At 50.1% G+C, this 26,561-nt stretch carries 21 protein-coding genes; 12 read left to right on the top strand and 9 right to left on the bottom strand.

Annotated features, from left to right (window positions below):
• The 3 genes from HK11_RS12540 to msrA form a co-directional block, all read left to right on the top strand.
• Window positions 1-1,162 (top strand): DUF2497 domain-containing protein (locus HK11_RS12540; protein ID WP_233133303.1); only part of this gene is annotated, 1,162 nt, incomplete at its 5' end.
• A 123-nt stretch (window positions 1,163-1,285) separates the two neighbouring features.
• Window positions 1,286-3,985: a valine--tRNA ligase gene (locus HK11_RS04115; protein ID WP_086554083.1), complete on the top strand. Its 2,700-nt coding sequence runs from the start codon at window positions 1,286-1,288 to the stop codon at window positions 3,983-3,985.
• Window positions 3,986-4,047: 62 nt separating this feature from the next.
• Entirely contained in the window at window positions 4,048-4,584 is a 537-nt protein-coding gene (gene msrA / locus HK11_RS04110; protein ID WP_086554082.1) for a peptide-methionine (S)-S-oxide reductase MsrA, read from the top strand.
• A gap of 15 nt (window positions 4,585-4,599) precedes the next feature.
• Here msrA and HK11_RS04105 read toward each other — a convergent pair whose 3' ends face one another.
• Genes HK11_RS04105 through HK11_RS04085 form a run of 5 tightly spaced genes read right to left on the bottom strand, consistent with a single transcriptional unit; the run spans window position 4,600 to window position 10,251 of the window.
• On the bottom strand, window positions 4,600-5,958 hold the full coding sequence (locus HK11_RS04105; protein WP_086554079.1) for a nitrate/sulfonate/bicarbonate ABC transporter ATP-binding protein: 1,359 nt from the start codon (window positions 5,956-5,958) through the stop codon (window positions 4,600-4,602).
• 16 nt (window positions 5,959-5,974) lie between these two features.
• Window positions 5,975-7,732 carry a hypothetical protein gene (locus HK11_RS04100; protein WP_086554078.1) on the bottom strand — a complete coding sequence of 586 codons (1,758 nt, stop codon included), beginning with the start codon at window positions 7,730-7,732 and terminating at the stop codon, window positions 5,975-5,977.
• Window positions 7,729-8,208: a dUTP diphosphatase gene (gene dut / locus HK11_RS04095; RefSeq protein WP_086554077.1), complete on the bottom strand. Its 480-nt coding sequence runs from the start codon at window positions 8,206-8,208 to the stop codon at window positions 7,729-7,731. Before dut ends, HK11_RS04100 begins: the two co-directional genes overlap by 4 nt.
• Before the next feature lie 21 nt (window positions 8,209-8,229).
• Window positions 8,230-9,465: a bifunctional phosphopantothenoylcysteine decarboxylase/phosphopantothenate--cysteine ligase CoaBC gene (gene coaBC / locus HK11_RS04090; RefSeq protein ID WP_086554076.1), complete on the bottom strand. Its 1,236-nt coding sequence runs from the start codon at window positions 9,463-9,465 to the stop codon at window positions 8,230-8,232.
• Between the two features lie 3 nt (window positions 9,466-9,468).
• Window positions 9,469-10,251, bottom strand: a complete 783-nt coding sequence (locus HK11_RS04085) for a class I SAM-dependent methyltransferase (protein WP_086554075.1) — start codon at window positions 10,249-10,251, stop codon at window positions 9,469-9,471.
• Between the two features lie 29 nt (window positions 10,252-10,280).
• Here HK11_RS04085 and mutM point away from each other — a divergent pair, with 29 nt between their 5' ends.
• From mutM to gyrB, 6 genes are all read left to right on the top strand, one after another.
• Window positions 10,281-11,150: a bifunctional DNA-formamidopyrimidine glycosylase/DNA-(apurinic or apyrimidinic site) lyase gene (gene mutM / locus HK11_RS04080; RefSeq protein ID WP_086554074.1), complete on the top strand. Its 870-nt coding sequence runs from the start codon at window positions 10,281-10,283 to the stop codon at window positions 11,148-11,150.
• A 99-nt stretch (window positions 11,151-11,249) separates the two neighbouring features.
• A complete protein-coding gene (rpsT, locus tag HK11_RS04075; protein ID WP_086554081.1) occupies window positions 11,250-11,519 on the top strand; it encodes a 30S ribosomal protein S20 in 270 nt (89 codons plus the stop codon).
• 338 nt (window positions 11,520-11,857) lie between these two features.
• A complete protein-coding gene (gene dnaA / locus HK11_RS04070; protein WP_086554073.1) occupies window positions 11,858-13,306 on the top strand; it encodes a chromosomal replication initiator protein DnaA in 1,449 nt (482 codons plus the stop codon).
• A 120-nt stretch (window positions 13,307-13,426) separates the two neighbouring features.
• Window positions 13,427-14,551, top strand: a complete 1,125-nt coding sequence (gene dnaN, locus HK11_RS04065; RefSeq protein ID WP_086554072.1) for a DNA polymerase III subunit beta — start codon at window positions 13,427-13,429, stop codon at window positions 14,549-14,551.
• A 62-nt stretch (window positions 14,552-14,613) separates the two neighbouring features.
• Window positions 14,614-15,723 carry a DNA replication/repair protein RecF gene (gene recF / locus HK11_RS04060; RefSeq protein ID WP_086554080.1) on the top strand — a complete coding sequence of 370 codons (1,110 nt, stop codon included), beginning with the start codon at window positions 14,614-14,616 and terminating at the stop codon, window positions 15,721-15,723.
• A 105-nt stretch (window positions 15,724-15,828) separates the two neighbouring features.
• Complete coding sequence (gene gyrB, locus HK11_RS04055; protein WP_086554071.1) at window positions 15,829-18,270, top strand: DNA topoisomerase (ATP-hydrolyzing) subunit B; 2,442 nt, start codon at window positions 15,829-15,831, stop codon at window positions 18,268-18,270.
• A gap of 261 nt (window positions 18,271-18,531) precedes the next feature.
• On the opposite strand, the gene kdsA is transcribed toward gyrB, so the two are convergent.
• From kdsA to tpiA, 4 genes are all read right to left on the bottom strand, one after another.
• On the bottom strand, window positions 18,532-19,368 hold the full coding sequence (gene kdsA, locus HK11_RS04050; RefSeq protein WP_086554070.1) for a 3-deoxy-8-phosphooctulonate synthase: 837 nt from the start codon (window positions 19,366-19,368) through the stop codon (window positions 18,532-18,534).
• Window positions 19,368-20,999: a CTP synthase gene (locus HK11_RS04045; RefSeq protein ID WP_086554069.1), complete on the bottom strand. Its 1,632-nt coding sequence runs from the start codon at window positions 20,997-20,999 to the stop codon at window positions 19,368-19,370. The genes kdsA and HK11_RS04045 overlap by 1 nt, the downstream gene beginning before the upstream one ends.
• A 120-nt stretch (window positions 21,000-21,119) precedes the next feature.
• Window positions 21,120-21,485 (bottom strand): preprotein translocase subunit SecG, encoded by a 366-nt coding sequence (gene secG, locus HK11_RS04040; RefSeq protein WP_086554068.1) that lies wholly within the window; start codon window positions 21,483-21,485, stop codon window positions 21,120-21,122.
• 26 nt (window positions 21,486-21,511) lie between these two features.
• Window positions 21,512-22,252, bottom strand: a complete 741-nt coding sequence (gene tpiA / locus HK11_RS04035) for a triose-phosphate isomerase (protein WP_086554067.1) — start codon at window positions 22,250-22,252, stop codon at window positions 21,512-21,514.
• Between the two features lie 215 nt (window positions 22,253-22,467).
• Between tpiA and HK11_RS04030 the strand changes: the two genes are divergently transcribed.
• Genes HK11_RS04030 through HK11_RS04020 form a run of 3 tightly spaced genes read left to right on the top strand, consistent with a single transcriptional unit; the run spans window position 22,468 to window position 26,559 of the window.
• On the top strand, window positions 22,468-24,384 hold the full coding sequence (locus HK11_RS04030; RefSeq protein ID WP_086554066.1) for a peptidyl-prolyl cis-trans isomerase: 1,917 nt from the start codon (window positions 22,468-22,470) through the stop codon (window positions 24,382-24,384).
• A complete protein-coding gene (gene trpE, locus HK11_RS04025; RefSeq protein ID WP_086554065.1) occupies window positions 24,381-25,925 on the top strand; it encodes an anthranilate synthase component I in 1,545 nt (514 codons plus the stop codon). Before HK11_RS04030 ends, trpE begins: the two co-directional genes overlap by 4 nt.
• 37 nt (window positions 25,926-25,962) lie before the next feature.
• Window positions 25,963-26,559, top strand: a complete 597-nt coding sequence (locus tag HK11_RS04020; protein ID WP_086554064.1) for an aminodeoxychorismate/anthranilate synthase component II — start codon at window positions 25,963-25,965, stop codon at window positions 26,557-26,559.
• Window positions 26,560-26,561 lie beyond the last annotated feature (2 nt).

Genomic DNA, 26,561 nt, shown 5'->3' with positions numbered 1-26,561 from the left:
CACACCAGAACTGACTGCGGAAAAAGAGGAAGGAGATCTCGTCCTCACACCAGAACTGACTGCGGAGAAAGAGGAAGACGACCTTATCCTCACACCAGAACTGACTGCGGAAAAAGAGGAAGACCTCGTCCTCACGCCAGAGCTGACCGCGGAAAAAGAGGAAGACCTCGTCCTCACACCAGAACTGACCGCGGAAAAAGAGGAAGGAGATCTCGTCCTCACGCCAGAGCTGACCGCGGAAAAAGAGGAAGGCGATCTCGTCCTCACGCCAGAGCTGACCGCGGAGAAAGAGGAAGGAGATCTCATCCTCACGCCAGAGCTGACCGCGGAAAAAGAGGAAGACCTCGTCCTCACACCAGAACTGACTGCGGAAAAAGAGGAAGACGACCTTATCCTCACGCCAGAGCTGACCGCGGAGAAAGAGGAAGGAGATCTCGTCCTCACGCCAGAGCTGACTGCGGAGAAAGAGGAAGAGGATTCTGCGGCCTCTTTAGCAAGTGTCATCAGGGAAGAGTTCGCAAAGTTATCACCAGAGGAAGCAAAGCCTGTTAATAGTGAACCCACTGAAAAACAGACAGAAGAACTCCGGCTGATTGATGAAGCTCCTCCGAGCATCCGCGAAATATTGCTTCAGCTCTATACTGAAAAGGCGTCTTTATCTGGACTGGAAAGTAAAAATACTATAGAAAATGAGGCTCATGAAGATCGGGCTCATACCAGCAGCAATGTTGACGAACACGATCATAATATAGCTCAGGATTATAATGTAGTGCGGGACGATACAGGACAAAACTCTTTGCCTGAAAATGCTGTTCAGGAAAATACTGCAAGCGCTCTCTCTGTCTCTAAGCCACGAAATGTCAGTAAGGGCGGGGAAGAAGAGGGTGACTATGGTTCTCTGTCTATTCCGCTCAATGTTGAGACTATTGCAGATACTGACAGTTCGTTCGCTATTCTGCAAAAGACCCTTCAGGAAAAATATCTGCATGAACATGAGGAGAGAAGAGTGGCTGTGAATAATCAAGGTTCTCTGACAATTGAAGATATCGTACGTCAGGAAGTCCGGGTAATGCTCAAAAAATGGCTGGATGCTAATCTGGCCGGTATCGTTCAGGATTCTGTTAAAAAAGAAGTTGAGCGTCTCTCTCAGCGTAATCCCTGAGATTCATCTCCTCTGCATTGATATAACTGTATACGCTATTATAACATGCAGTTGTGAAACTCTCTCCTTAAAGGCGGAAGGCATTTTCATGCCTTCCGCTTTTTTCATGTGGCCTGGTTAATTATGACACTCAGCAAAACCTTTGATCCTACCTCAACAGAAAAACGTCTTTATGCCCTGTGGGAGCACAATAAAGCTTTTTCTGCCAACCCTGAAAACACGCAGAAACCACCTTTCAGCATTATGATCCCGCCGCCCAACGTCACAGGCACGTTGCATATGGGGCATGCTTTAACCATGACCTTGCAGGACACGCTGATACGCTGGAAACGCATGCAGGGGTTTGACGCGCTCTGGCAACCCGGGACTGATCATGCCGGCATTGCAACACAGATGGTAGTTGAACGCTCTCTGGCCAGTGAGGGGCTTTCGCGTCAGTCAATGGGACGCGAAGCTTTTACCAAACGGGTCTGGCAGTGGAAGGAAGAGTCTGGCGGAGGCATTACAAAGCAGCTCAGACGCCTGGGGGCATCGCTGGACTGGCCACGTGAGCGCTTTACAATGGATGAAGGCCTGTCACGGGCCGTGAAAGAAGTCTTCGTCGCTCTCTATAATCAGAAACTTATTTACCGCGACAACCGCCTGGTGAACTGGGACCCGGTCTTTAAATCAGCGATCTCGGACCTGGAAGTAGAGAACAAAGAGGTTAATGGTTCGTTATGGTATATTCGTTATCCTGTTGACGGGCTGACAGATACCACCCTGACAGTTGCAACGACACGCCCGGAGACCATGCTGGGTGACGTTGCTGTTGCCGTAAACCCTGAAGATGAACGCTATCGCCATCTTGTCGGCAAGCAGGTACGCCTGCCTTTAACCGGCCGTCTGGTTCCGGTTGTTGCTGATGCCTATTCTGATCCTGAAAAAGGAACAGGCGCCGTTAAAATCACACCTGCACATGATTTTAATGATTTTGAGGTCGGGCAGCGCCACCAGCTCCCGATGATATCGGTACTTGATGCAGAAGCACGCATCACCCTGGATGAAATTAAAGAAGATCTTCAGGCTGTTGCTGGCCTGGCTGACCCGGCCTTTGTAAACGGCCTGAACGGCCTCTCACGCGAAGACGCGCGTAAAGCCATTGTTGCAGAGCTGGACTCCCTCGGCTACCTGGAAAAAATCGAACCTCACAGACACCAGGTTCCACACGCTGAGCGTGGTGGCGCAGTGATTGAGCCTTTCCTGACCACTCAGTGGTATTGTGATGCGGCAAAGCTTGCCGGCCCTGCTGTTGAAGCTGTTGAAGACGGACGTATTACGTTTATCCCGAAACAGTGGGAAAATACCTTCTTTGCATGGATGCGTGATATTCAGCCCTGGTGTATTTCACGCCAGCTGTGGTGGGGACATCGTATTCCGGCCTGGTATGGCCCCGATGGTCATGTGTTTGTTGCTCATGATGAAGCTGAAGCACAAACTCAGGCTGATAAACATTATGGCAGTGCCGTTGTTCTGACACAGGATGAAGACGTGCTCGACACGTGGTTCTCTTCTGGTCTGTGGCCTTTTTCAACGCTTGGCTGGCCTGACAAAACGCCTGAACTTGAACGCTATTACCCAACAAGCGTGCTCGTAACCGGCTTTGACATCATTTTCTTCTGGGTTGCCAGAATGATTATGATGGGACAGCACTTCATGAATGATGTGCCGTTTAAAGATATTTTCATTCATGGCCTTGTTCGTGATGAGCGCGGACAGAAAATGTCTAAAAGCAAGGGCAACGGTATCGACCCCCTGGAGCTTATTGATGATTATGGTGCAGATGCCCTGCGCTTCACCATCTGCTCACTGACCGGGGTAGGGCGGGATGTAAAACTTGGCCGTAAAAAGGTCGAGGATTACCGCACGTTTGTAACCAAACTCTGGAATGCCGCACGCTTTTGCGAGATGAACGAAATTCGTGCGGTTGAAGGCTTTAAGCCCGAAACAGTTCAGTCTGCTCTGGGTATCTGGCTGTTGTCAGAAACATCAAAGGCGGTGGAAGACGCAACGAAGGCGCTCGAAGCCTATCGCTTTGATGAATACGCTCTGACCTGTTACCGCTTTGTCAGAGGTTGCTTCTGTGACTGGTTCCTTGAGCTCGCCAAACCTGTTTTCGCTTCAGAAAATCAGGATGAAGCCAGAGAGATCCGTCATGTAGCCGCTCATGTTCTCGGACAAATTCTTCGTCTTCTCCAGCCGGTTATGCCTTTTGTTACCGATGATCTGTGGCATGCCTTTGGTTTTGGTGAGGAGGGGTCTTTAATTTCTCAGCCCTGGCCTGAACCTGTTCAGTTATCTCAGGCAGATAATGCCCGGGCAGAATGTGAACAGATGATCAGGTTAATTTCTGAAATTCGTGCGGTACGTTCTGAAATGAATATCCCGCCCTCACAAAAAGTGCCTGTCTTCCTTAAAGATGCCAGCACTGAGATTACAGAACGGGCACAACGCTGGCAGGAGGCAATTGGTCGCCTGGCCCGCGTCTCTGAGATTGATATTCTCGAAGGTGAGCTGCCTCAGGGCTGCGCGCAGGCTATTCTTGAAGAGGCAACTCTGGTTTTACCTCTTGAAGGTATTATCGACCTGTCGACCGAAAGAAAACGCCTGCAAAAAGAGCTGACCAAAGCCGAAGAGGAAGAGGCCAAAACGGTCAAAAAACTCTCCAACGAAAACTTCATTGCCCGTGCTAATCCTGAAGTCGTGCAGGAGATGAAGGACCGTCTGGCTACGCAGAAGGAAGAATGCGCACGCCTTAAAACCGCTCTGGCGCGTATTATCTAAGATATATAAAGCATATGCAGAGCCTTCACTCTGCATATGCTTCAGCAACCGGAGTATCTTATATGTCTGATCCTGTTTATGCCGTTCTGGGGGGCGGGTGTTTCTGGTGTCTTGATGCTGTGTTGCGCGATATGAAGGGTGTAAAGTCTGTCATTCCTGGTTATGCAGGCGGGCATACTACAAACCCTACATATGAGCAGGTCTGCACAGACACGACGGGACATGCAGAAGTTGTAAAAGTTATCTTTGACCCCGAGATCATGAGCTACGATGATCTGCTCAGAATTTTCTTTACCATGCATAATCCAACAACACTCAACCGTCAGGGAGATGATATCGGCACGCAGTACCGCTCATGCATTTTCTATACAAATGATGTGCAGCAGCAATCTGCTCTGACAATTAAAAAAGAAATCGAAGAGGCTGATATCTGGGGTAACCCTCTGGTCACAGAAATTACGCCTCTGAGCACGTTCTGGCCGGCAGAGGAAAAACACCTCAACTATTACAACAATAACCCACAAACCGGTTATTGCGCTGCTGTCATTGCGCCAAAAGTTGTTAAAATGAGAAAGCTGTTCGCAGAACGCTACCGGTAATATCCGGAAGGAAGGTTAATCACCTTCCTTCTCATCCGTATAAAAACGATTACTTTCTTCATCATAATCAAAAAGCTCAGCAAAGCGGGTCCAGCCGATCAGCGTGTGTAAAGTCTGCCGGGCATAATCTGGCGACATACCGGCTTCCAGCTCGCTGAGAAAGCGTGTTGCATCTGCGCTGTGTGACGGACGTTCATCAAGAACAGCTCTGATTGTTTTAATCAGAGGCACATTATGAATAAGCGCATAGCCCATAATAGCCTTACGCTCTTCATGGTCACTCAGTACAAAATGCACCCCTTCATCTGTCAGAAAAATATCGCCATCCTCAAGCTCTGCAAGTCCCAGCAGCTCAAGAGATTCACCAAGAGGGAAAAGATCATCAAGCTCAAGCTGCAATTTTTCTGCCAGCACGGGCAGATCAGCACGGCCATTCAGAGGGGCGGCGGCGAGGGCTTCCATCATACCTGTCATCATAGCGACTGAAACCGGCGGCAAAGTCAGAACCGATGGCGCAGGTGCAGACGGTGGTTTAGGCATTATTGAGATATCAGCCTCTGAAATAACAGGGGCGCGTTGCGTCATGAGCGCATAAATATGATCAACTATCCCTCTGAATTCCTGATCTTCTCTGCTGCGCGGATGAGAAAGCGTTACAGGCAAAATATGCGCCACACGACCCGGGTTAGACGAAAACACCACGATACGATCACATATCAGCACAGCTTCTTCGATATTATGTGTCACCATCATCAGAGACTTAACCGGGAGCTTATCCTCGTTCCATAACTCCACAAAATCAGTTCGAAGGTTTTCGGCAGTCAAAATATCCAGATCAGAAAAAGGTTCATCCATACAAATCAGCTCAGGCCTGATAGCCAGCGCACGGGCCATACCAACACGCTGTTTCATGTCAGGGGCAAGTTCTTTGGGCCAGGCATTTTCATAGCCTCCCAGGCCCATAAGTTCTATGGCTGCGGTTACCTGCGTTTCTTTATCTGTTTTTGAAAGTTTCTGCCCTTTAAGGCCAAGTGCAATATTTTCTTTGACGGTCATCCAGGGGAAGAGGGCAAAAGACTGAAACACCATTGCCACATCTGGCCTGTTTTTTTCGGACTGGCGTTTCTCATTCCAGACAACTTCTCCTGAAGAGGGAGAAATAAGCCCTGCCATGATGCGAAGAAAACTTGATTTCCCTGATCCTGCACGCCCCAGAAGACCGACTATTTCACCCTCGTAAATATCGAGTGTCACATCATCAAGAACCTGCAAATCAACAGCACTATCTTTATGATAGACCTGTGAGACAGCACGGCTGCTCACCAGGACTGTTTTTGTCTCTGATATCTGGTCATTTTCAGATGAATAAGACATTCTGCAGGCAGTTCCGTCAGTTGATTTTCAGAGTACGATAGACATAACTGATCAGTGGTCGCCATAACAGAAAATTAACTACCATGGCACAAAAGACCATCATCACTATTCCCAGCATTAAACAAGACACAGAGCGCGCCTGAAATGCCTCTGCCAGATAAGACCCCACACCATAAACAAAAAACTCTGATGTATGCCCCGGCAGCCATTCAGCCGCCACAACGACGCACCATGATCTGGCTGCGGCTTCTGCCAGACCAGATAAAAAACCCGGGATGATGTATGGCAGAATGATAGTACGAATCAGAAAAAAACCACGCGTATGGAAAGTCTGAATCACATCTGAAAAACTCTCTGGAAAAGCCATCATACGATGGACAACATGCAGCAGGATGCTCCACTGCGCGCCCGCGATCAGCAGAAAAAAACACCAGCTTTCAGGCAGAAAAGAGCCAGACCAGTACAAAGCCGGGACAAAGCAACACAATATAACAACCGGAAAAAATGATAAATAACTTACTGTTTTTAAAATAAATTCTCTTCTTTTTACATGCAGCGCAAGCCATATACCAAACGGAAGCCAGAGCAATGATGCAAAAAACAGCACACAGCCAATGCGCAGAAGTGTCATGACACAGCGACACAAAACATCCAGATACTGGGTAAACTGATACAGGTGGAAGCTTACTGTAAACAGAGTAAAGCATATGACAATCGGAAGCATGACAAAGCTTATAAAAAACAATGTTGAAAGCTGCATTTTCTTCAGAAAAATATTTTTCTTAGAAAAACAACGATAAAAATATTCGGAAAATAGTCTGAGGCATTTTTCATAGAACGAATTAAAATTTAATTTTCTTTTATTTACAGGGAGATAACTCTCCTTAAAAGAAATGATCTCAGCACCATCTTCATGCGTATCCGCTCTATAATCATCAGCATAGTAGCGTGCGACCCAGCCATTAAGAGGGCGAAGCAGGATAGACTCACTCCCTGCCATCAGCAGAATAATAGCAACCAGAACACACAATGCGGGCAGAAGGTTTCCCTGAAACGCAGCTGAAGCAGCATAAGAACCCAGCCCGGGTAAGCTGCTTTCATTATGATTCACACTGATAATCTCAGCATATAAAATCACAATAAAACCACCGGACAATGCATTTCTTAAATCATGCAGAAACCCGGGAATAACTTTTGGCCAGTCAAGTATCAGAAGTTTCTGCCATGCAGTTAATTTAAAGCATCGTGTTACTTCACTCAGTTCTGATGGAATATTTTTAAGGGCATAACAAATATTTTCAGCACTTTTCTGAGCCATGGAAAAAACTGCGGAGAAAAGTACGGCGCCTTCCAGCAGGAATGTCACGCCTGGTGCGTATGCCCCAACAAGCAACATGGTCAGAAGTAATATACTGAGGGAAGGGACGAACCTTGTTACACCCAGGAGAGGCGGTAAAAAGCGTTCTCCAAACCTGGTTTTTGTCGCAGCAAAACCGTAACACACGGCAACGCAAAACGATAAAATAACAGCCGAGATCAGACGCGCCACAGTGAAGAGCGCGCACAGAAAGAACTCTCCCGGTGAATTGATTATAAAGTATTTTTTTTCAAAAAAGCCGGGGGACGTAAGCCCTGAAATATAGTTCCCCCCCAGCAGCAGCAAACCAGACAAACAAACAAAAACAGTAAACTCTACGCTCTTATAAAGTCCGCTTTCCTGTCGGATACGGTGCACCGCATAAGAAAATGTAGTGTCTGTTTGTCCTGCTTTCATGCCGACGTTGTTCCGGTACTGCCAAAACCACCTGCACCACGCTCTGTCTGCTCCACAATCTTTTCCTCATGCCACTGCACGCACATAACCGGTGCCACAACAGCCTGAGCAATACGGGTGCCACGCTCAACGATATAAGGTTCCTGCCCCATATTCATCATAATAATCCCAATTTCACCCCGGTAATCCTGATCAATGGTACCTGGTGAGTTAGGCAGGACAAGACCATGCTTCAATGCAAGACCTGAACGGGGTCTTACCTGCATCTCGTAGCCGGCAGGGAGGGCCACCTTAAGGCCTGTGGGAATCAAAACCCGTTCACCAGGCTGAAGCACCACATCTTTTTCCACGGCGGCAAGAAGATCCAGTCCGGCAGCACCAGAAGTCGCGTAGCCTGGGAGCGGGAGGTCCTGCGCATGAGGCAGACGCTCAATCTGCACAGTCAGAGCATGCACAACCGGGGATAAACTTGACATATTTTTTTTCCAGAACGCGAATTATAAAGAACGAGAAAACCAGTCAGCGATCGCCACGGCCAGTTTACGGGCGACCTCTGTTTTTGAGAGTCTGGGCCAGGCGTCAGAAGTCTGAGACGTAATCAGCATAACTTCATTTTCACTTCCGCCCATGACATCAGAATTTGCACCAACGTTATTGGCAACAATCCAGTCACATTGTTTACGTTTTAACTTTGCCTGAGCGTATTGCGCGACGTTTTCGGTTTCAGCGGCAAACCCGACAACCAGCTGAGGCCGGATAGGAGAGGGCTGAGATAATTCAGCCAGAATGTCAGGGTTCGCGGTCAGGGCAAGCGGAGGCGGAACATCATTACGTGATTGTTTTTTAAGCTTTTGTGTCGCCTGCGCAGCAGGGCGCCAGTCAGCTACAGCGGCTGTACAAACGGCAATATCCTGCTGTTTCAAAGCATGAACTGCTGCCTGCATATCACGTGCAGTTTCGCATCTGACCACCGTCATGCCCGCCGGGTTACGCAGCTGTGTGGGGCCACTCACCAGTGTTACATCAGCTCCTAAATCAGCAAGAGCTTCAGCAATAGCATACCCCTGCAAGCCTGAAGAACGGTTTGCAATATATCTCACAGGGTCAAGCGGTTCATGGGTTGGCCCGGCGGTAACCAGAGCGCGCCTGCCAGCCAGCGGAGCACGACCCTCACGCAATTTCTGCCTGAAAAACCCTACGACAGTATCACTGATATCCGCAGGTTCTGCCATACGCCCCGGACCAGACTCACCACAGGCCATCACACCGTCAACAGGAGCAATAAGCTGTACACCACGCTGCCGGAGCAACGTAACATTAGCCTGTGTCGCTGCGTGCTCCCACATACGCACATTCATTGCCGGTGCAACCATGACAGGCGTATCAGTCGCCAGCAAAAGCGTACTGGCTATATCATCTGCCAGGCCATGTGCCATTTTTGCAAGAAAATCGGCAGAGGCAGGACACACAAGCACGAGATCAGCAGAGCGGGAGAGGGCGATATGCCCCATCTCCTGCTCGGCGGTCAGAGAGAAAAGGTCGGTATGCACCCTCTCTCCGCTGAGTGCCTGTAATGTAAGAGGCGTTACAAACTCAGCCCCGCCTTTTGTCAGCACACAGCGCACTGCTATGCCCGCAGCTCTTAGCATCCTGATCAGCTCAGGCACTTTAAAAGCCGCTATACTGCCGGTAACAACCAGCAGAACAGAACGCACAGGCGGGATCTGGCTCATATCTTACAGACGCCAGCCTGAATGAATAGCTGCGATGCCGCCTGAGAGAGACTGATATTTAACATTCGACAAGCCAGCCTCACGGAACATCTCCGCCAGAGTTTCCTGGTCAGGGAACATTCTGATGCTTTCTGCCAGATACTGATAGCTTTCGCGATCTTTCGCTACGAGCCCGCCCATCACAGGCAGCACTTTAAAAGACCAGGCATCATAGACAGGTGCGAGAGCCGCGACCTGAACACGGGAAAATTCAAGGCACTGAAACTTACCGCCGGGACGAAGAACACGACGTGCTTCGCGGATAACAGCCATTTTATCGGTGCAGTTTCTCAGCCCGAACGCGATAGTGACGCGGTCGACAGACATATCTTTAAGCGGAATAGCCTCAGCATCGACCACACAAAAAGACAGGTTCGACACCAGACCTTTTTCAATAGCCCGGTCACGCCCGACTGAAAGCATGCTGGCATTAATATCCGTCATAATAGCGGGGCCACCACCACTGCGCATCCACCCGAAGGTAATATCGCCTGTGCCACCAGCCAGATCAAGCAGCTTAAGGCCTGGCGCCGGAGCAAGTTCGGTAATGAAAATACGTTTCCAGACACGATGAATGCCCAGAGACATTAAATCGTTCATTACGTCATATTTGCTCGCCACACTGTCAAAAACAGCACGCACAAGCGGCTTTTTCTCTTCTTTGGGAACAGAACGAAATCCGAAATCCGTCTCCTCAGCGCTTGCGTCATGAGAAGAAGAGGGGGGCATGGAGCTATTGTCGATCATGGCACCATTCTATACTCTGCTTTTTTGTCATGCCAGAGCTACCCGAAGTTGAAACTGTTATACGAGGAATGCAATCTGCTCTGCAGAATCGCATCATCCAGACTGCTATCGTAAAGCGACACGACCTTAGACGGCAGATTCCTGCCGATTTTACCCGTCGCGTCAAAGGTAAAACTGTTAAAAATTTTCAGCGGCGCGGAAAATACATTCTCATAAGATTATCCGGTGACCTTACGATTATCATGCATCTGGGCATGTCAGGGCGTGTTACTCTCGATTCTCAGAGCCATGACGGAAAGCACGATCACGTTGTCTTTATAACAGACGATGATAAGGCCTGTGTTTTCACAGATCCGCGCCGTTTTGGTTTTGTCGACCTCATACACACAGCAGATGAAGAGCAATATTCTTCATTTCGCACTATGGGGCCAGAACCACTTTCCTCTCAGTTTACGTGGCGAACACTTGCTGATGCTTTCAGAAATAAAAACTCACCTGTAAAAACTACGCTCCTTGACCAGGGAAACGTTGCTGGTCTGGGCAATATTTACGTCTGCGAGGCTCTGTTTTATGCGGGCATTGACCCGCGCACGCCGGCGGGGAACCTGACAGCGCAGCAGCTGCGTCCTCTCGTTACGGCTATCCGCAAGGTTCTGAACGAAGCCATAGCCGCCGGCGGATCAAGCCTGAAAGATTATGTGCGTCCTGATGGTGGGCTTGGCTATTTCCAGCATGCGTGGGCAGTGTATGGCAAAGCGGGTCAGCCGTGCCCTGCCTGCCCTGATGAAGAAGACTGCCCTGGCATACAACAGATTCAGCAAAGCGGCCGGTCGACGTTTTTTTGCTCTGAAAAGCAACATTTCTGCGAAAAAAGCTCTATTTCGTGTGATGAAGCTTGACGAGTGCCACACCTGTGGATTACAGCTCCGCTACTCTTTCTGGCTGGTCGGCCTGTCAGCCATCAGCTCCATTCTTTTATGCTGGACAACACGAAACTCATGGCAAATATTGCATCAGCCCGCAAACGTATCAGACAAACAGCAAAGCGCACTGCACGCAACACAGCTCGCAAATCTCGTATGCGTACTTTCATCAAGAAAGTTGAGCTCGCAATCACATCGGGCAACCAGGAAGAAGCACGCGAAGCTCTGCGTCTCGCTCAGCCTGAAATTCAGCGCGCTGCAAGCAAAGGTGTTGTTCACAGCAACCAGGCGTCTCGCAAAATTGCGCGCCTTTCTGCCCGCGTTAAAGCTCTTGCCACAGCCTGATTTTAAACTTTTTTAAAATCAACGCAGTGAAGACTGAAAAAGCCGGATCATCCCGAGGATGATTCGGCTTTCTTTTTCAGGAAGGCATGCCCCCGGTCTCAACTATCACGAAACTGTCTTTTTTGTTGCTCGTGCACAGGCTCTGCGTTATCGTGAGCGAAGTGTTTAACGTTAAGTTGCAAAAACCCTTCTGACAGTTTTTGCCTCATCTTTTTCGGTGCAACACTCTGAAAAGAACCCGACTGATATGCCATCATGGTGTCTCGTCAGGGGCTGATATGCTTTTTTCCGGGGCGTTTCCAAGGCCATTTATTTTGTTCAATCACCTGGGAGTGTAAATGAGTATCGGGGTGGACGATGACAAAAATACCCTTGCACCTGATGACGATGGTAAGGCTCTCGAAAAATCATGGCTGCGCATCTGCTCGCGCTTAAAGGGAGAAGTGGGCGAGGTTGAATATCATACCTGGCTGACAAAAATCGCGCTTGGCCCCGTTGATGGCAATGAAATTACGCTTTTGCTGCCAACACGTTTCCTGCGTGACTGGGTCCGTAGTCAGTATGGTGACCGGCTTAGTGAGCTCTGGAACCAGGAAGTTTCCTCTATTCGTCATGTTGAGCTTCAGGTTGCCCGCCCTGGTGACCCGGCTGCTCCGGTCATTACCAGTGAGGTTGCGGCTGTATCAGCACCGACGCCGGCTCCGCTCTCTCCCGGCCTGCCAGCTGATGCTGACGATATCGGCCGTCTTGAAAATAAAAATGATATAGCCGCGACACTCGATACCCGTTTTTCTTTTGATAATTTTGTGGTCGGCAAACCAAATGAGTTTGCCTATGCCTGCGCACGCCGCGTTGCCGAAAAACCATCAAGCGTCGGTTTTAATCCGCTCTTTCTTTATGGTGGCGTTGGCTTGGGTAAAACGCACCTGATGCACGCCATTGGCGCTGAACTGCTGCAAAGAGGCAATGTCTCTGTCGCTTATATGTCAGCCGAAAAATTTATGTATCGTTTTATCGCTGCGATCCGCTCTCAGTCGACGATGGAGTTTAAAGAGCAGCTCCGTTCAGTCGATGTGCTGATGATTGATGATCTCCAGTTCCTGATCGGGAAAGATAATACGCAGGAAGAGTTTTTTCATACATTCAATGCGCTGGTTGATGCCGGGCGTCAGATCATTGTCTCTGCCGATAAATCACCTTCTGATCTGTCAGGCCTTGAAGACAGGCTGCGCACGCGTCTTGGGTGCGGCATGGTGGCAGATATTCATGCCACGACCTTTGAGCTGCGCATTTCCATTCTGGAAGCCAAAGCTGCGGCATCAGGGGTCATTGTTCCGGCTAAGGTTCTTGAATTTCTTGCTCACAAGATTACGACCAATGTACGTGAACTTGAAGGTGCGCTGAACCGTCTTATCGCACACGCAAACCTCTTTGGCCGCCCGGTTACGCTAGAAGCCACGCAGGATGTACTGCACGATATTCTTAAAGCACATGACCGGCGCGTGACGATTGAAGAAATTCAGAAAAAAGTATCAGAACACTGGAATATCCGCCTCACAGATATGTCTTCAGCCCGCCGTGCCCGTGCAGTAGCACGCCCGCGGCAGGTTGCGATGTATCTGGCCAAACAGCTCACCAGCCGCTCTCTGCCAGAGATCGGACGGAAATTCGGCAATCGTGACCACACAACGGTCATGCATGCTGTGGCCCGCGTCGCAGAACTGATGGAACGTGATGCCGCTTTTGCTGAAGACGTTGAACTGATGCGCCGGATGCTTGAAAACTGATTTAAACTGATGCGCACTTTGTTTCTGGACCTCGTTGCAGAGCACTGTTAAACATCGTGGATAATTTTACTTCTCTGGCAGCATTAATGCTGAAGGGTCGTTCACAGAGACGAGGTATAAATGAAGTTTTCAGCTGAGCGGACAACATTGCTCAAGGCTTTGGCGCACATCCAGAGTGTAGCTGAAAAGCGTAATACTATCCCCATACTTGCCAACGTTCTGATACAGGCGCAGAAAGATCAGATCAGCCTTAAATCCACTGATATGGAAATTGAGGTTGTTGAGGTTATCCCTGCAAATGTTATGCAGGATGGAGCAACGACTGCTCCGGCCTCAGTGCTTTATGAAATCGTCAGAAAATTACCTGACAATGCAACGGTTGAGCTTGATCAGAGCGAAAACGAAGCGCCTCTCCACCTGAGAGCAGGACGATTCGCAACACGCCTGAATGTTCTGAGCGTTGATGACTTCCCATCTATGGGTGCAGGTGACTTTCCGTGCAGCTTTACGTTGCCTGTTGCAGCACTCAGGCAGCTGATCGACCGCACACGCTTTGCCATTTCAACGGAAGAAACACGCTATTACCTCAATGGCATCTTCTTTCATGCCATAACGGGTGAAGGCACGCCCGTGCTGCGTAGCGTTGCAACTGACGGCCATCGTCTTGCCCGCGCTGAAACCGCTCTCCCAGCTGGTGCAGAGGCAATGCCTGGTGTGATTATTCCACGCAAGACTGTTGCAGAACTCCGCAAACTGATTGATGAAGCACCCGAGGAAATCGGTGTTGCTCTGTCAGAAACCCGCATTCAGTTTTCTGTCGGGCCGGTAACCATCACTTCAAAGCTGATTGATGGTACATTCCCTGAATATGACCGTGTTATTCCCCGCAATAACACCCGTATTCTGCGTGTTGGCAAAAAGGACTTTGCTAACGCTGTGGCCCGTGTTGCAGCCATTAGTCAGGAACGCTCCAAGCCTGTTAAAATGATGCTTGAGCCAGGCCTGCTTACTCTCTCTGCCAGCAGCCCGGAGCAGGGTACAACCCGCGAAGAGCTGGACGATAAATACATCACCTTTGAGGAAGGTAACCTGGAAATTGGTTTCCAGGCGCGCTACCTTAATGACATCACCGATCAGGTAGAAAAAGACGTGGAGTTCGCGTTCTCTGACAGCGCATCTCCTACCATCGTGCGCGATGCTGACAGCCCGGAAGTGCTGTACGTTCTTATGCCTATGCGGGTCTGAGTTTTACACAGGCGTGGCTGAGCTGATCAACATCACATTCTTTGCGTGATCTGACAGTTTTTATGCCACGCCTTTTAAAACTCACCCTGACACTTTTCAGAAACTATCGCCATCTTACATGGCACCCCGAGAATGCACTCACCGTTCTGACCGGTGAAAATGGCAGCGGCAAAACGAATCTTCTCGAATCTCTGTCACTTTTTGCTCCGGGCAGGGGGCTGCGCAGAGCTTCTTTGTCGCAGCTGGGGCATAATGAAACATCCGGCTGGGGTGTCGCAGCACGCTTTCAGCTTAATGATGAAATAATTGATCTCGGCACGGCTATCAGCGAGACCAGCAGGGGGCAACGTCGTAACTTCCTGCTTAATGGCAAGCCATTCCCTAAAAAAGAGGGGGTTGAAGATCTGCTGTCCGTCATCTGGATAACCCCCCAGATGGACAGACTGTTTAGCGAGAATGCTTCTGGCCGGAGGCGTTTTTTTGACCGCCTGGTCATGACTGTTCTTCCTGGCCATGCCCGTGAGCTGGCAGCTTATGAACGCGCCATGACACAGCGCAACAAGCTCCTGTTAACCCGCCCGACAGAGACAAGCTGGCTGAGCGGCCTTGAAAGCACAATGGCCCGGCACGGTGTCGCTATCAGTGCGGCACGTAACGAAATCGCTTATTATCTTTCATCGTTTGCACAGACACATAAATCAGCTTTTCCTGCCTCCCACGTCACTTTTGACTGTGACCTCAGTGAGCAAATTCAGAAAAAACCTGCGCTCACCGTAGAAGACTGGTTTAAAGAAAAATTAAACCTGAGCCGCAGTGAAGACCGGCAAAGGGGCCGCACCAGTATCGGGCCACATCGCAGTGACTTTATGCTTTCTGACTGGAAAACCGGCTTACCAGCCCATACTGCAAGCACAGGCCAGCAAAAGGCTATGTTGCTGGGCTTAACACTTGCGCAGACGGCACTGGTGAGAGAATACCGCAAGGCTTCGCCTTTACTGCTGCTTGATGAACCTCTTGTGCATCTTGATCGTTACAAACGCGAAGCACTGCTGGAATATTTGCCATCATTGCAAACGACAATTCTGCTTACAGGAACAGATTCCGCGCCTTTTGAAAAAATTTCAGATATGGCCCGGTTTATCACCCTGAAAAATGGTTCTTTTCAGGTTTAAAAATAAGAAAACAAGCCCCTCTAATCTGGCGTCTCGCAGCCTGCCGTCGTATAAGATAGCAATGCAAGTTTTTTCACTCTTCCTCATCCGGAGTATCATATATTCATGACCGACAAAACTCAGTTTACGTCTGAAACCGGTGCGGAAGAAGAATACGGCGCTTCGTCTATTTCTGTCCTCAAAGGTCTTGATGCGGTCAGAAAACGCCCCGGCATGTATATTGGCGATACTGATGACGGCTCAGGTCTGCATCATATGGCTTTTGAAATCATCGATAACGCGATTGATGAAGCGCAGGCTGGTCACGCAACCTACTGCCTTGTCACCCTGAACGCTGATGGCAGCGTGAGTGTGCGTGATAACGGGCGCGGTATTCCGACCGATATGCATGAGGAAGAGGGGATCAGCGCAGCTGAGGTTGTTCTGACACGACTGCATGCCGGCGGTAAGTTTAACCAGAACTCCTACAAAGTCTCTGGTGGACTACATGGGGTTGGTGCGGCCGTCGTTAATGCCCTCTCTGAAAAAATGGAAGTGCGCATCTGGCGTGGCGGGCAGGAGCACATTATCTGCTTCCGCCATGGTGAACGAGACGCTCCCCTCGCTGTTGTCGGCACCTCATCAGAAGAGCGCGGCACGCTTGTTACGTTTAAACCAAGTAGCGAGACATTTCCTAAAACTGTTTTCGACTTCGCTATTCTTGAACGGCGCCTGCGCGAGCTGGCATTCCTGAACTCAGGTTTGCAAATCACACTGCGTGACCACCGCACTGAAGAAAAACGTGAAGAAGTTTTTCATTTTGAAGGCGGCCTTGAAGCTTTCGTCTCCTGGCTGGATCGGGCCCGTACCCCTCTGATTACACCACCCGTAAGCGGTGAAATCGAAAATGAAGACAGCGGCATTAAGGTGGAGTTTTCACTCTCCTGGAACGACAGCTACCACGAAACCATGCTGTGCTTCACCAACAACATTCCTCAGCGTGACGGCGGCTCGCATCTGGCTGGCTTCCGCCAGGCTCTGACCCGCGTTGTTGGTAAATATGCCGAAGGTATTATCAAAAAAGACTCTCTCTCTCTGACCGGTGATGACATGAGAGAGGGGCTGACGGCCGTTCTCTCAGTTAAGGTGCCTGATCCTAAATTCTCCTCTCAGACAAAAGATAAGCTGGTCTCTTCAGAAGTGCAGCCTGTGGTGCACACGGTTGTTGCTGACATGCTTGGCCACTGGTTTGAAACACACCCTAAAGAGGCAAAAATTATTGTCTCTAAGGTGCTCGATGCTGCATCAGCCCGTGAGGCAGCCCGTAAAGCCCGTGAACTGACACGCCGCAAAGGGATCCTGGATATTTCTTCGCTGCCAGGAAAACTCGCAGACTGTCAGGAACGCGATGCCTCTAAAGCTGAAATATTTATCGTTGAGGGTGATTCCGCCGGTGGTACAGCAAAACAGGGCAGGGACAGACGTTTTCAGGCAATCCTGCCTCTGAAAGGTAAAATTCTCAACGTTGAGCGTGCGCGCTTTGACAGAATGCTCGGCTCACAGGAAGTTGGCACTCTGATTACCGCACTGGGTACAGGTATCGGACGCGGGGAAGTCGATCAGGGCGGGTTCTCTATCGACAAGCTTCGTTATCATCGCATCGTCATTATGACTGACGCTGACGTTGACGGCTCGCATATCCGTACATTGCTTCTGACCTTTTTCTTCCGGCAGATGCCCGAACTGATTGAGCGAGGCTACCTGTATATTGCTCAGCCACCTCTTTACCGGGCAAAGCGTGGCAATGAAGAGCATTATCTGAAAGATGATGCTGCTCTTGAAGCTTATCTGCTCGAAAAAGCGCTCAATAAAGCCACCTTTATCTACAGCGATAAAGAAGAGCGCAGCGAAGAAGGGATTGAAGCGGACCTGCCATTTATCCAGCAGGCTACCCAGGCGATTAATCGTCTGGCAACACGCACACCACGCTGGATTATCGAACAGGCTGCTCTGGCAGGTATACTCACTGATTCACTAGCCACTCAGCGTGAAAGAGCTTCTGATCTTCAGGCCAGACTTGATGCCGCCTCAGCTGAAAATGAGCGTGGCTGGTCTGTTGACATCAGTGAGACAGGCATTGAGCTTTCACGCAAAGTCAGAGGCGTAGGGGAAACTTACCGTATTGATCCCACAGCTCTTGCTGGTGGGGACAGCCGCTGGCTTACCTTACAGCTTGCGCGCCTGCAAAAGCAGTTTGGTACGGGTGTCACCCTGCGTTATGAAACGTCAGAGACAAAATTTGCTGGTCCGGCAGGGCTTTATGCACATCTTCTGGCACAGGGGCGGCGTGGTCTTGCCATTAACCGCTTCAAAGGTCTGGGCGAAATGAATAACGAGCAGCTGTGGGAAACCACTCTGGACCCGGCCATGCGTACTTTACTCCAGGTGAAAATCGGTGACGTTGAAGAAGCCGGGCAGGTCTTTACCACTCTGATGGGCGATGTTGTTGAACCACGCCGTGATTTCATTGTCGGTAATGCGCTCAGAGTGGCAAATCTCGACGTTTAATCTGACAGGCTAAGAGCATGCGTGACCCTGCGTGTGCTCTTAGCGGCCATAACACTTCATAATCATGTTCTACTGAATAACAGTCAGGACTGATCAGGCTGCCTCTCGCGGCCTGACCATCTCTCTGGTTTTTATATTTTTGCAGATGACCTGACAAAACACAGGGTTTACAGCAAGATAGCTCGTAATACCGACATGTCAGAAATATTAAAATCGAAGTATAAAAAACCCTCTGATTTTATAAACCAGAGGGTCTTAGTTTCAGATAAACTGTTTTACCAGGCTATCCAGTTGCCTGAACTGCTCAAAAAGCCTGGGGAGTGCTGAAATTGGCAGCATATTAGGACCATCGCTGGGAGCACGATCAGGGTCCTGGTGCACTTCAATAAACAATGAAGCGACACCTGTTGCCAGAGCCGCACGGGCCAGGATCGGAGCAAACTCTCTTTGTCCACCAGATGAGGTGCCCTGACCACCAGGCTGCTGCACTGAATGGGTGGCATCAAAAACAACCGGGTAGCCAGTTTGTGCCATAATCGGCAGGCCACGCATGTCATTCACCAGTGTGTTATAACCAAAGCTGGTACCGCGCTCACACAGCATAATGCGCTTATTGCCTGTAGACGCAATTTTATGAGCAACGTGCTGCATATCCCAGGGAGCGAGAAACTGCCCTTTTTTCACGTTGACCACGGCACCGGTCTGTCCCGCTGCCAGCAACAGGTCTGTTTGACGACACAGGAAGGCGGGAATTTGCAACACATCAACAGCCTGTGCAGCAGGAGCACACTGCTCAGCAGTATGTACATCAGTCAGCACAGGTATCTGCAACGTCTCACGAATATCAGAGAGAATTTGCAGCCCCTCATTCATGCCAATGCCACGCTGCGCTGAAACACTGGTACGGTTGGCTTTATCGTATGAGCTTTTATAAATCAGCCCAAGCCCAAGAGCACCACAGATTTCCCTGAGAGCCTGCGCTGTTTCCTGAGCATGAGCTGCAGATTCTATCTGACATGGCCCGGCGATCAGCACAAAAGGTTGATCGTTGCCAATTTTCAGCTCACCGAGCTGAAAATTATGGGCTGAGTTACTCATTAACAAGCTTCTTTCTTCTGCAGGGCGGCGCCAACCAGACCTGAGAAAAGAGGATGAGGTGCAAAAGGTCTTGATTTCAGCTCAGGGTGATACTGCACCGCCATAAACCAGGGATGATCAGCATATTCAACAACTTCTGGCAAAATCCCATCGGGCGACAGACCTGAAAAAACCATTCCGGCTTTTTCAAGTTTTTCACGGTAGTGAATATTCACCTCGTAACGGTGACGATGGCGCTCGTTAATGGCCGTTGAACCATAAAGCTGTGCAATCTTTGATCCTGCGACTAACTGAGCCGGGTAAGAGCCCAGACGCATCGTGCCGCCAAGCTCTCCGCTTTCACTGCGGCGCAGACGTTCTTTGCCGCGTGCCCACTCAGTCATAATACCGACAAGAGGCTCCGGGGTGTGGCCAAATTCAGTTGATGACGCATCCGGCAGGCCTGCAAGATTACGGGCGCACTCAATAACAGCCATCTGCATCCCAAGGCAAATACCCAGGAATGGAATTTTATTTTCACGAGCATAACGGATAGCGGCAATTTTGCCCTCTGAACCGCGCTCACCAAAACCACCGGGGACCAGGATACCATCAGCCTGCGCCAGCTGTTCAAGGGCGGTGTCAGACTTTTCAAGCTTTTCAGCTTCAATCCAGTCCAGTTTCACCTTCGTGCGGTGGCTGATACCCCCATGAAGCAGCGCCTCATTGAGCGACTTATAGCTATCCAGCAGAGCGGTATACTTACCAACCACTGCAATACGCACTTCGCGTTCAGGGTGGCGAATAGCGTCTACAATTTTTTCCCAGCCGGAAAGGTCAGGTTCATCTTCAAATGGCAGACCAAAGTAACGCAGAACTTCGTTATCCATACCCTCAGCATGGTAGGAGAGGGGGCAGGCATAGATTGTATCAACGTCACGGGCAGCAATCACTGCTTCAGGTCTGACGTTACAGAAGTTCGCAATCTTGCTGCGTTCGCTTTCAGGAATAGGGCGATCGCAACGACACAAGAGAATTTGTGGCTGCAGGCCAACATTCTGCAGTTCTTTAACAGAATGCTGGGTCGGCTTCGTTTTCAGCTCACCTGCTGAGGGGATCCATGGCAGCAAAGTAAGATGGACAACCATTGTCTGGGCCATGCCCAGGTCATTACGAAGCTGACGGATCGATTCAAGGAAAGGCAGGCTTTCAATATCACCGACAGTACCGCCTATTTCAACCAGCACGAAGTCAAGATGGTCTGTATTAGCAACGACGATATTTTTAATCGCATCAGTAATATGCGGAATAACCTGAACAGTTCCACCAAGATAGTCACCGCGGCGCTCACGCGCGATCACATCAGAGTAAATTTTTCCGGTTGTTGTGTTGTCTTCCCGGGTCGCATTCACGCCGGTAAAGCGCTCATAATGGCCCAGATCAAGGTCAGTTTCGGCACCATCATCAGTGACAAAAACTTCACCATGCTGAAACGGGCTCATCGTACCAGGGTCGACGTTAAGATACGGGTCAAGTTTGCGTAAGCGAACTTTATACCCACGGGCCTGCAGCAATGCGGCAAGTGCAGCTGATGCTATTCCCTTACCAAGAGAGGAAACAACACCACCGGTAACAAATACAAAGCGAGTCATGGACAGACTTTCTACACGCACAAAGCAAAATGAGTAAAGACAGGCACAAAAAAAGGTTTTCTGTTTCCTGACAGAGCACTCTCAGCTGCCTGATACAGTATAGCGAGAGTGCTCCGGGGCTCAGTGTCCCGCCGCTGGCTGTGCAGCCTGGCCGACAGGAGCTGACGCGGGCTTAGCCGGCGCTGAAACTGATGCGGGCGAAGCCGGTGCCGCAACAGGGGCTGGCTGTGCCAGAATATCATGACCATAACCACTGACTGAGCCACGGTTCAGTACAGCAAGAACCAGAGACAGCAGCATAAACAGACCGGCAAGTACGGCTGTGCTGCGGGTCAGCAGATTGGCAGTGCCACGACCTGACATGAACGCACCCATGCCCTGGCTGTTACCAATACCAAGCCCGCCGCCTTCACTGCGCTGAATAAGCACAACGCCAATAAGAGCGATGGTCACGCAAAAATGGAGAATCAGCAGGACTGTGGTCATATTGTCTTCCGAATAGAATATACTGCTCAGGATGCTGAAGCGGCATGAATAATAGATAAAAACGCATCAGGCTTCAGGCTTGCGCCGCCAACCAGTGCACCTGCTACCTCGGGAATGGACAGAATGGAAGCCGCATTTTCATTATTAACGGAACCGCCATACAGAATTCTGACTTTTTTTCCATTTTCAGCAAACTGACGCACCAGCTCCTGACGCAGAAAAACCATTGTCTCGGCTATTTCTTCTGTCGTTGCTGCGCGACCTGTCCCGATTGCCCAGATAGGCTCGTAAGCCAGTATACCTGAAAAATCATCCGGTAACGACCCTTTAATTTGCCAGCCAAGCACATCAAAATGATCACCACTTTCACGCTGATCTTCGGTCTCGCCAATACAGACAACAGGTGTCAGCCCGGCTTTCGCCGCTGCCACGGCTTTTTCTCTTACTGTCTCATCAAGTTCACCATGCCCCTGACGACGTTCAGAATGCCCCAGAATAACGTGTGATACGCCAAGATCTGTCAGCATCGCAGGGGAGATATCTCCTGTATAAGCGCCTGACGCCGCTTTATGGCAATCCTGAGCTCCAAGCCTGACTGAAGTGCCTTCAAGCTGTGATGCCGCCAGTGAGAGCTGCGTAAATGGCGGACAGATAACAACATCAGGACCTTCAGCCTTCACACCGCCCGAAATCGCCTGAACCAGCGCCTTCGAATCACGGGTCGTTCCGTTCATTTTCCAGTTGCCAACAATTATCTGTCTGCTCATATCAGCTTTCCTTATGCAGCGATTGCCACAACCTTCAAACAGGTGCAGCTCAGCTATATTGCCGCCTAAACCATATTTTTACCATACACAGTGAGCCATCTCCGTTTCATCTGAGAAGATGAAACGGTTGTATCTGGTCAAGAGTGTCCGGGCTGTTTATATTGCCACCTTCTGAGCGGCTTTCCAAACTCTGATTTTGTTACGGATTTTCATTTATGCTTTCATCCCTGCGTCGTATTTTTGTTGAGTCATGGCTGGGCCGCGTTATGGTCATTGGCGTGTTCCTCGCCTTTATTGGCTTTGGCGCAGGTAACATCATCAACTTTATGGGTACCGGGAATGATGTTGCTGCCAAAATAGGCAGTGACGAAATCACGACCATGAGTCTTGATGAACAGCTGAGAAAAAGCCTCCCCGATATTACAAAACGGATTGGTGTCAGCAACCCTGCACAAATTCCGCCTTATGTCGGGCAGCAGGCCGCTTATCAGAGCCTGAATCAGCTTATTCAGCGTCAGGAACTTATTCTGGCCAGCCAGCATTCTGATATCAGGGTGCCTGATTCAGCTATTCGTGATGAAGTTTTTTCCGTGCCTGCATTTCATAATGCCGCAGGAACTTTTGACCGCACTCTGTTTAATTCTGTGCTGAGCAGCAATAACATGACAGAGCAGGGGTTTTTAAAGCTGGTACATAATGACCTTGCTATCCGCGCCGTTCTTCAGCCGGTAGAGCTGGGGGCTGGTTCTTCATCAACTGTTGCGCGCTACCTGGCTGATTACGGATTGCAGACACGGGTTGTTGATTTTTTGAGAATTCCTTTCTCTGATTTTCAGCCTCCTGCTCAGCCTTCAGAACCAGTCCTGCATCGTTATTACAGCAATCACCCCTGGCTGTTTCAGCTTCCTGAATATCGCCATGCCAGAATTGTTGTCATTTCGCCTGAAACGATAGCAAAAAGCATCACCGTTGAAGATAAATTGCTTCAGCGCGCCTATGACGGCCAGAAATCACATTATAATGTGCCTGAAACCCGCGATGTTCAGATCATCACACTGAACAACCAGGATGAAGCTGCAAAACTTGCTGCAATGTGGAAAAACGGCACTGACTGGGCCGGTATGCAGGCGGCATCAAAAGGCAGTGCTTCGGTCGAAATGTCTGGTATCAGACCATCTGCTATTCCGTCAGAAGCACTCGCCAGTGCTATTTTTGCATCCCCCGTTTCACAGATCGACGGTCCGGTGAAAACAGAAGCCGGCTGGGCGATTTTCAGGGTGCTGAAAATTATCCCTCCTAAAAACACATCCTTTGAACAGGCACGTGCTGAAATTCTTGAACAGTACCGCACCGCAAAGGCTCCTCAGCTGATAAGCGAACGCAGCCGTCAGCTTCAGGATGTTATTGCCAGCAATGGCCTTGATACTATTCCTTCTGATATCGGTGCCGTTGCTGCTGCCGGCAGCCTTGATGCTCAGGGCAATACACAGGATAAAGAGCCAGCCCCTCTCCCTGCATCGGATAAATTGCGCGCTGCCATTATTCAGAAAATTTTCTCTGTAAAAAAAGGAGAGCAGCCTAACCTGATCGAAGGGCCCGACAATAGCTGGTATGCCGTGCAGGTTGACGAGGTCACACCGGCCCGGCCCCGTACGTTTGAGCAGGCCCGCCAGGATGTGCTGAGCGCATGGCAGTCTGATATGATGCGACAGGCAGCCAATAAACATGCAACTGACGTTTATCTGGCAGCACAGCAGAAAGGTGGCGTTTCAGCTGCCTCAGATTCTCCTTCTGTCGTGAAAAATGCCTCTTTCTCACGCTCAGCACCAAACTCTGCCATCCCGCAGGATCTGATGGCACTGCTGATGCACATGAAAGCCGGGCAGTCTGCCATGACTGAGAATGATGACAGCTTTATCATCGCGACGGTTACAAAGGTTTATCAGCCTCAGTCAGACAAGAATGTCGTTGCTATGCAAAACATCAGACAAAGTCTGGCACGCAGCAATGCGGATGATCTTGCATCTTCTTATGTCAATGCTCTGGTCAAAAAGAGCCCTCCTCAGATCAACAATCAGGCCGTAGCAGCTGTTATTAACGCTCTTGGCTTTGGCGGAAATACACAACGATGAGTGTTATGACCCATATGCAGACCTCTCCCTCCCTGCAGGAGGTCAGAGCACGCTGGGATAATGGCCAGGCGAGTGTTGTGTTTTCTGTCGAGCCTGCCGACCTCCTTACGCCGGTCTCTGCTTATATACGCCTCAGGTCCCTTGATGCGACGTCGCAGCAGTATAGTCTGTTGCTTGAAAGTGTAGAGGGAGGGGCTGCCCGTGGTCGCTACTCTGTTATCGCTCTTAAACCTGATCTTGTCTGGACCTGCCATCAGGGCAAAGTTCTGCTTGACCGCGCACCGGAAGATGCAGACACCGCACCGGAACAGATTACCGAAGCTGCTCTGACCCATTTACGCAGCCTGATTAACGAAACTCAGCTTGATCTGCCCGATGGGCTCCCCCCCATGATAGCGGGTCTTTTTGGCTATCTCGGTTATGACATGGTGAGGCAGATGGAAAAGCTGCCGCACCCTCCTGAAGATGACCTCAACCTGCCCGAATCTGTTATGATTCGCCCCGGTTTATTTGCTGTTTTTGATACGGTCAGTGATGAGCTTATTCTTGCCGCACCAGTGCGCCCGAAGACCGGGCAGAGCTGTGAAGAAAGCTGGGAAAACGCTCAGGCACTTCTGGCTCAGGCGCGTGCCTGCCTGAATGCCGGGTTACCTGAGGAAAGCATAACCCCGCCGGTTGCTGACTTTCAGCAGCCGGGATCAACCTTCACGAAAGAGCAGTTTTGTGAGGCTGTAAAACGTATCCAGGATTATATCAGGGCAGGGGACGCCTTTCAGGTTGTGCCGAGCCAGCGCTTTTCTACACCATTTACTCTGCCTTCTCTGAGTTTATATCGCAGCCTGAGGCGTATTAACCCTGCGCCCTTCCTGTTCCATCTTGATTTTGGTCGTTTTTCACTTGTCGGGTCTTCTCCGGAAATTCTGGTGCGGCTAAGCGAAGGAAAAATGACCGTTCGCCCTCTGGCAGGCACCCGCCCAAGAGGGAAAGATATTGAGGAAGATCGTCGCCTCGAGCAGGATCTGCTCAGCGATCAGAAAGAGCTGGCAGAACACCTGATGCTCATCGACCTTGGGCGCAACGATGTCGGGCGCGTGTGCAAACCAGGCTCAGTAAAAGTCACAGAGCAGTTTGTCATTGAGCGTTTTAGCCACGTTATGCATATTTCTTCTAACGTTGAAGGCACGCTCTCTCCTGACTTTGATGCGCTTGATGCGCTGGTTGCAGCCTTTCCCGCAGGTACACTAACCGGCGCGCCCAAAATCCGCGCCATGGAAATTATTGACGAAGTCGAGCCAACCCGCCGTGCGACATATGCTGGTTGTATTGGCTATTTTGGTGCAGGCGGCGATATGGATACCTGTATCGGCCTGCGTATGGCTGTTGTAAAAGATGGCATGATGTATGTGCAGGCTGGCTGCGGTGTCGTGGCAGATAGTGTGCCTGATGCCGAATATGCCGAAACGCAACATAAAGCCCGTGCTGTTTTTAGGGCTGCTGAATCTGCCATTCTTCAGGCTCAGAAACTCTCATCCCCATCCTGAATTTGACCTCATCTCTGCACAAAGGCATCATCACGTCATGATCCTGCTTATCGACAATTACGATAGCTTTACATTCAACCTGGTTCACTATCTTGGTGAACTCGGGGAGACGTGTCGTGTCTATCGCAATGATGCCCTGAGTGCCGCTGAAGCGGTTGCTCTTGCACCTGAAGCTATTGTTCTCTCTCCCGGCCCGTGCTCACCGGACGAGGCCGGAATCTGTTGTGACCTGATTTCTCAGGCTGCCGGTAGAATCCCGGTTTTCGGGGTTTGTCTGGGGCATCAGTCTATAGGGCAGGTGTTCGGAGCAAAAGTTGTAAGAGCACCTGTGCCTATGCATGGTAAGGTCAGCCCGGTTTTTCATAATAACAATGATGTTTTTAAAGATTTGCCTGACCCGTTTAAGGCCACGCGCTACCATAGCCTGACACTGGCCCCTGACAGCATACCTGATGAACTGGAAGTTACGGCCTGGACTGAAGATAATGTTATAATGGGTGTAAGGCACCGCCATTTTCCGGTATCCGGGGTGCAGTTCCATCCTGAAAGCATTGCGTCAGAGTGCGGCCATCAGATTTTGCGCAACTTCATGACCCAGGCCCGCGCATGGGCCAGACAGACATCTCCAGCCTGAAC

The organism is Acetobacter sp. DmW_043 (assembly GCF_002153485.1).
Taxonomy (GTDB): domain Bacteria; phylum Pseudomonadota; class Alphaproteobacteria; order Acetobacterales; family Acetobacteraceae; genus Acetobacter; species Acetobacter thailandicus.
The sequence above is the reverse complement of the archived record's forward strand: the minus strand, read 5'-3'. Positions and strand labels throughout refer to the sequence as shown.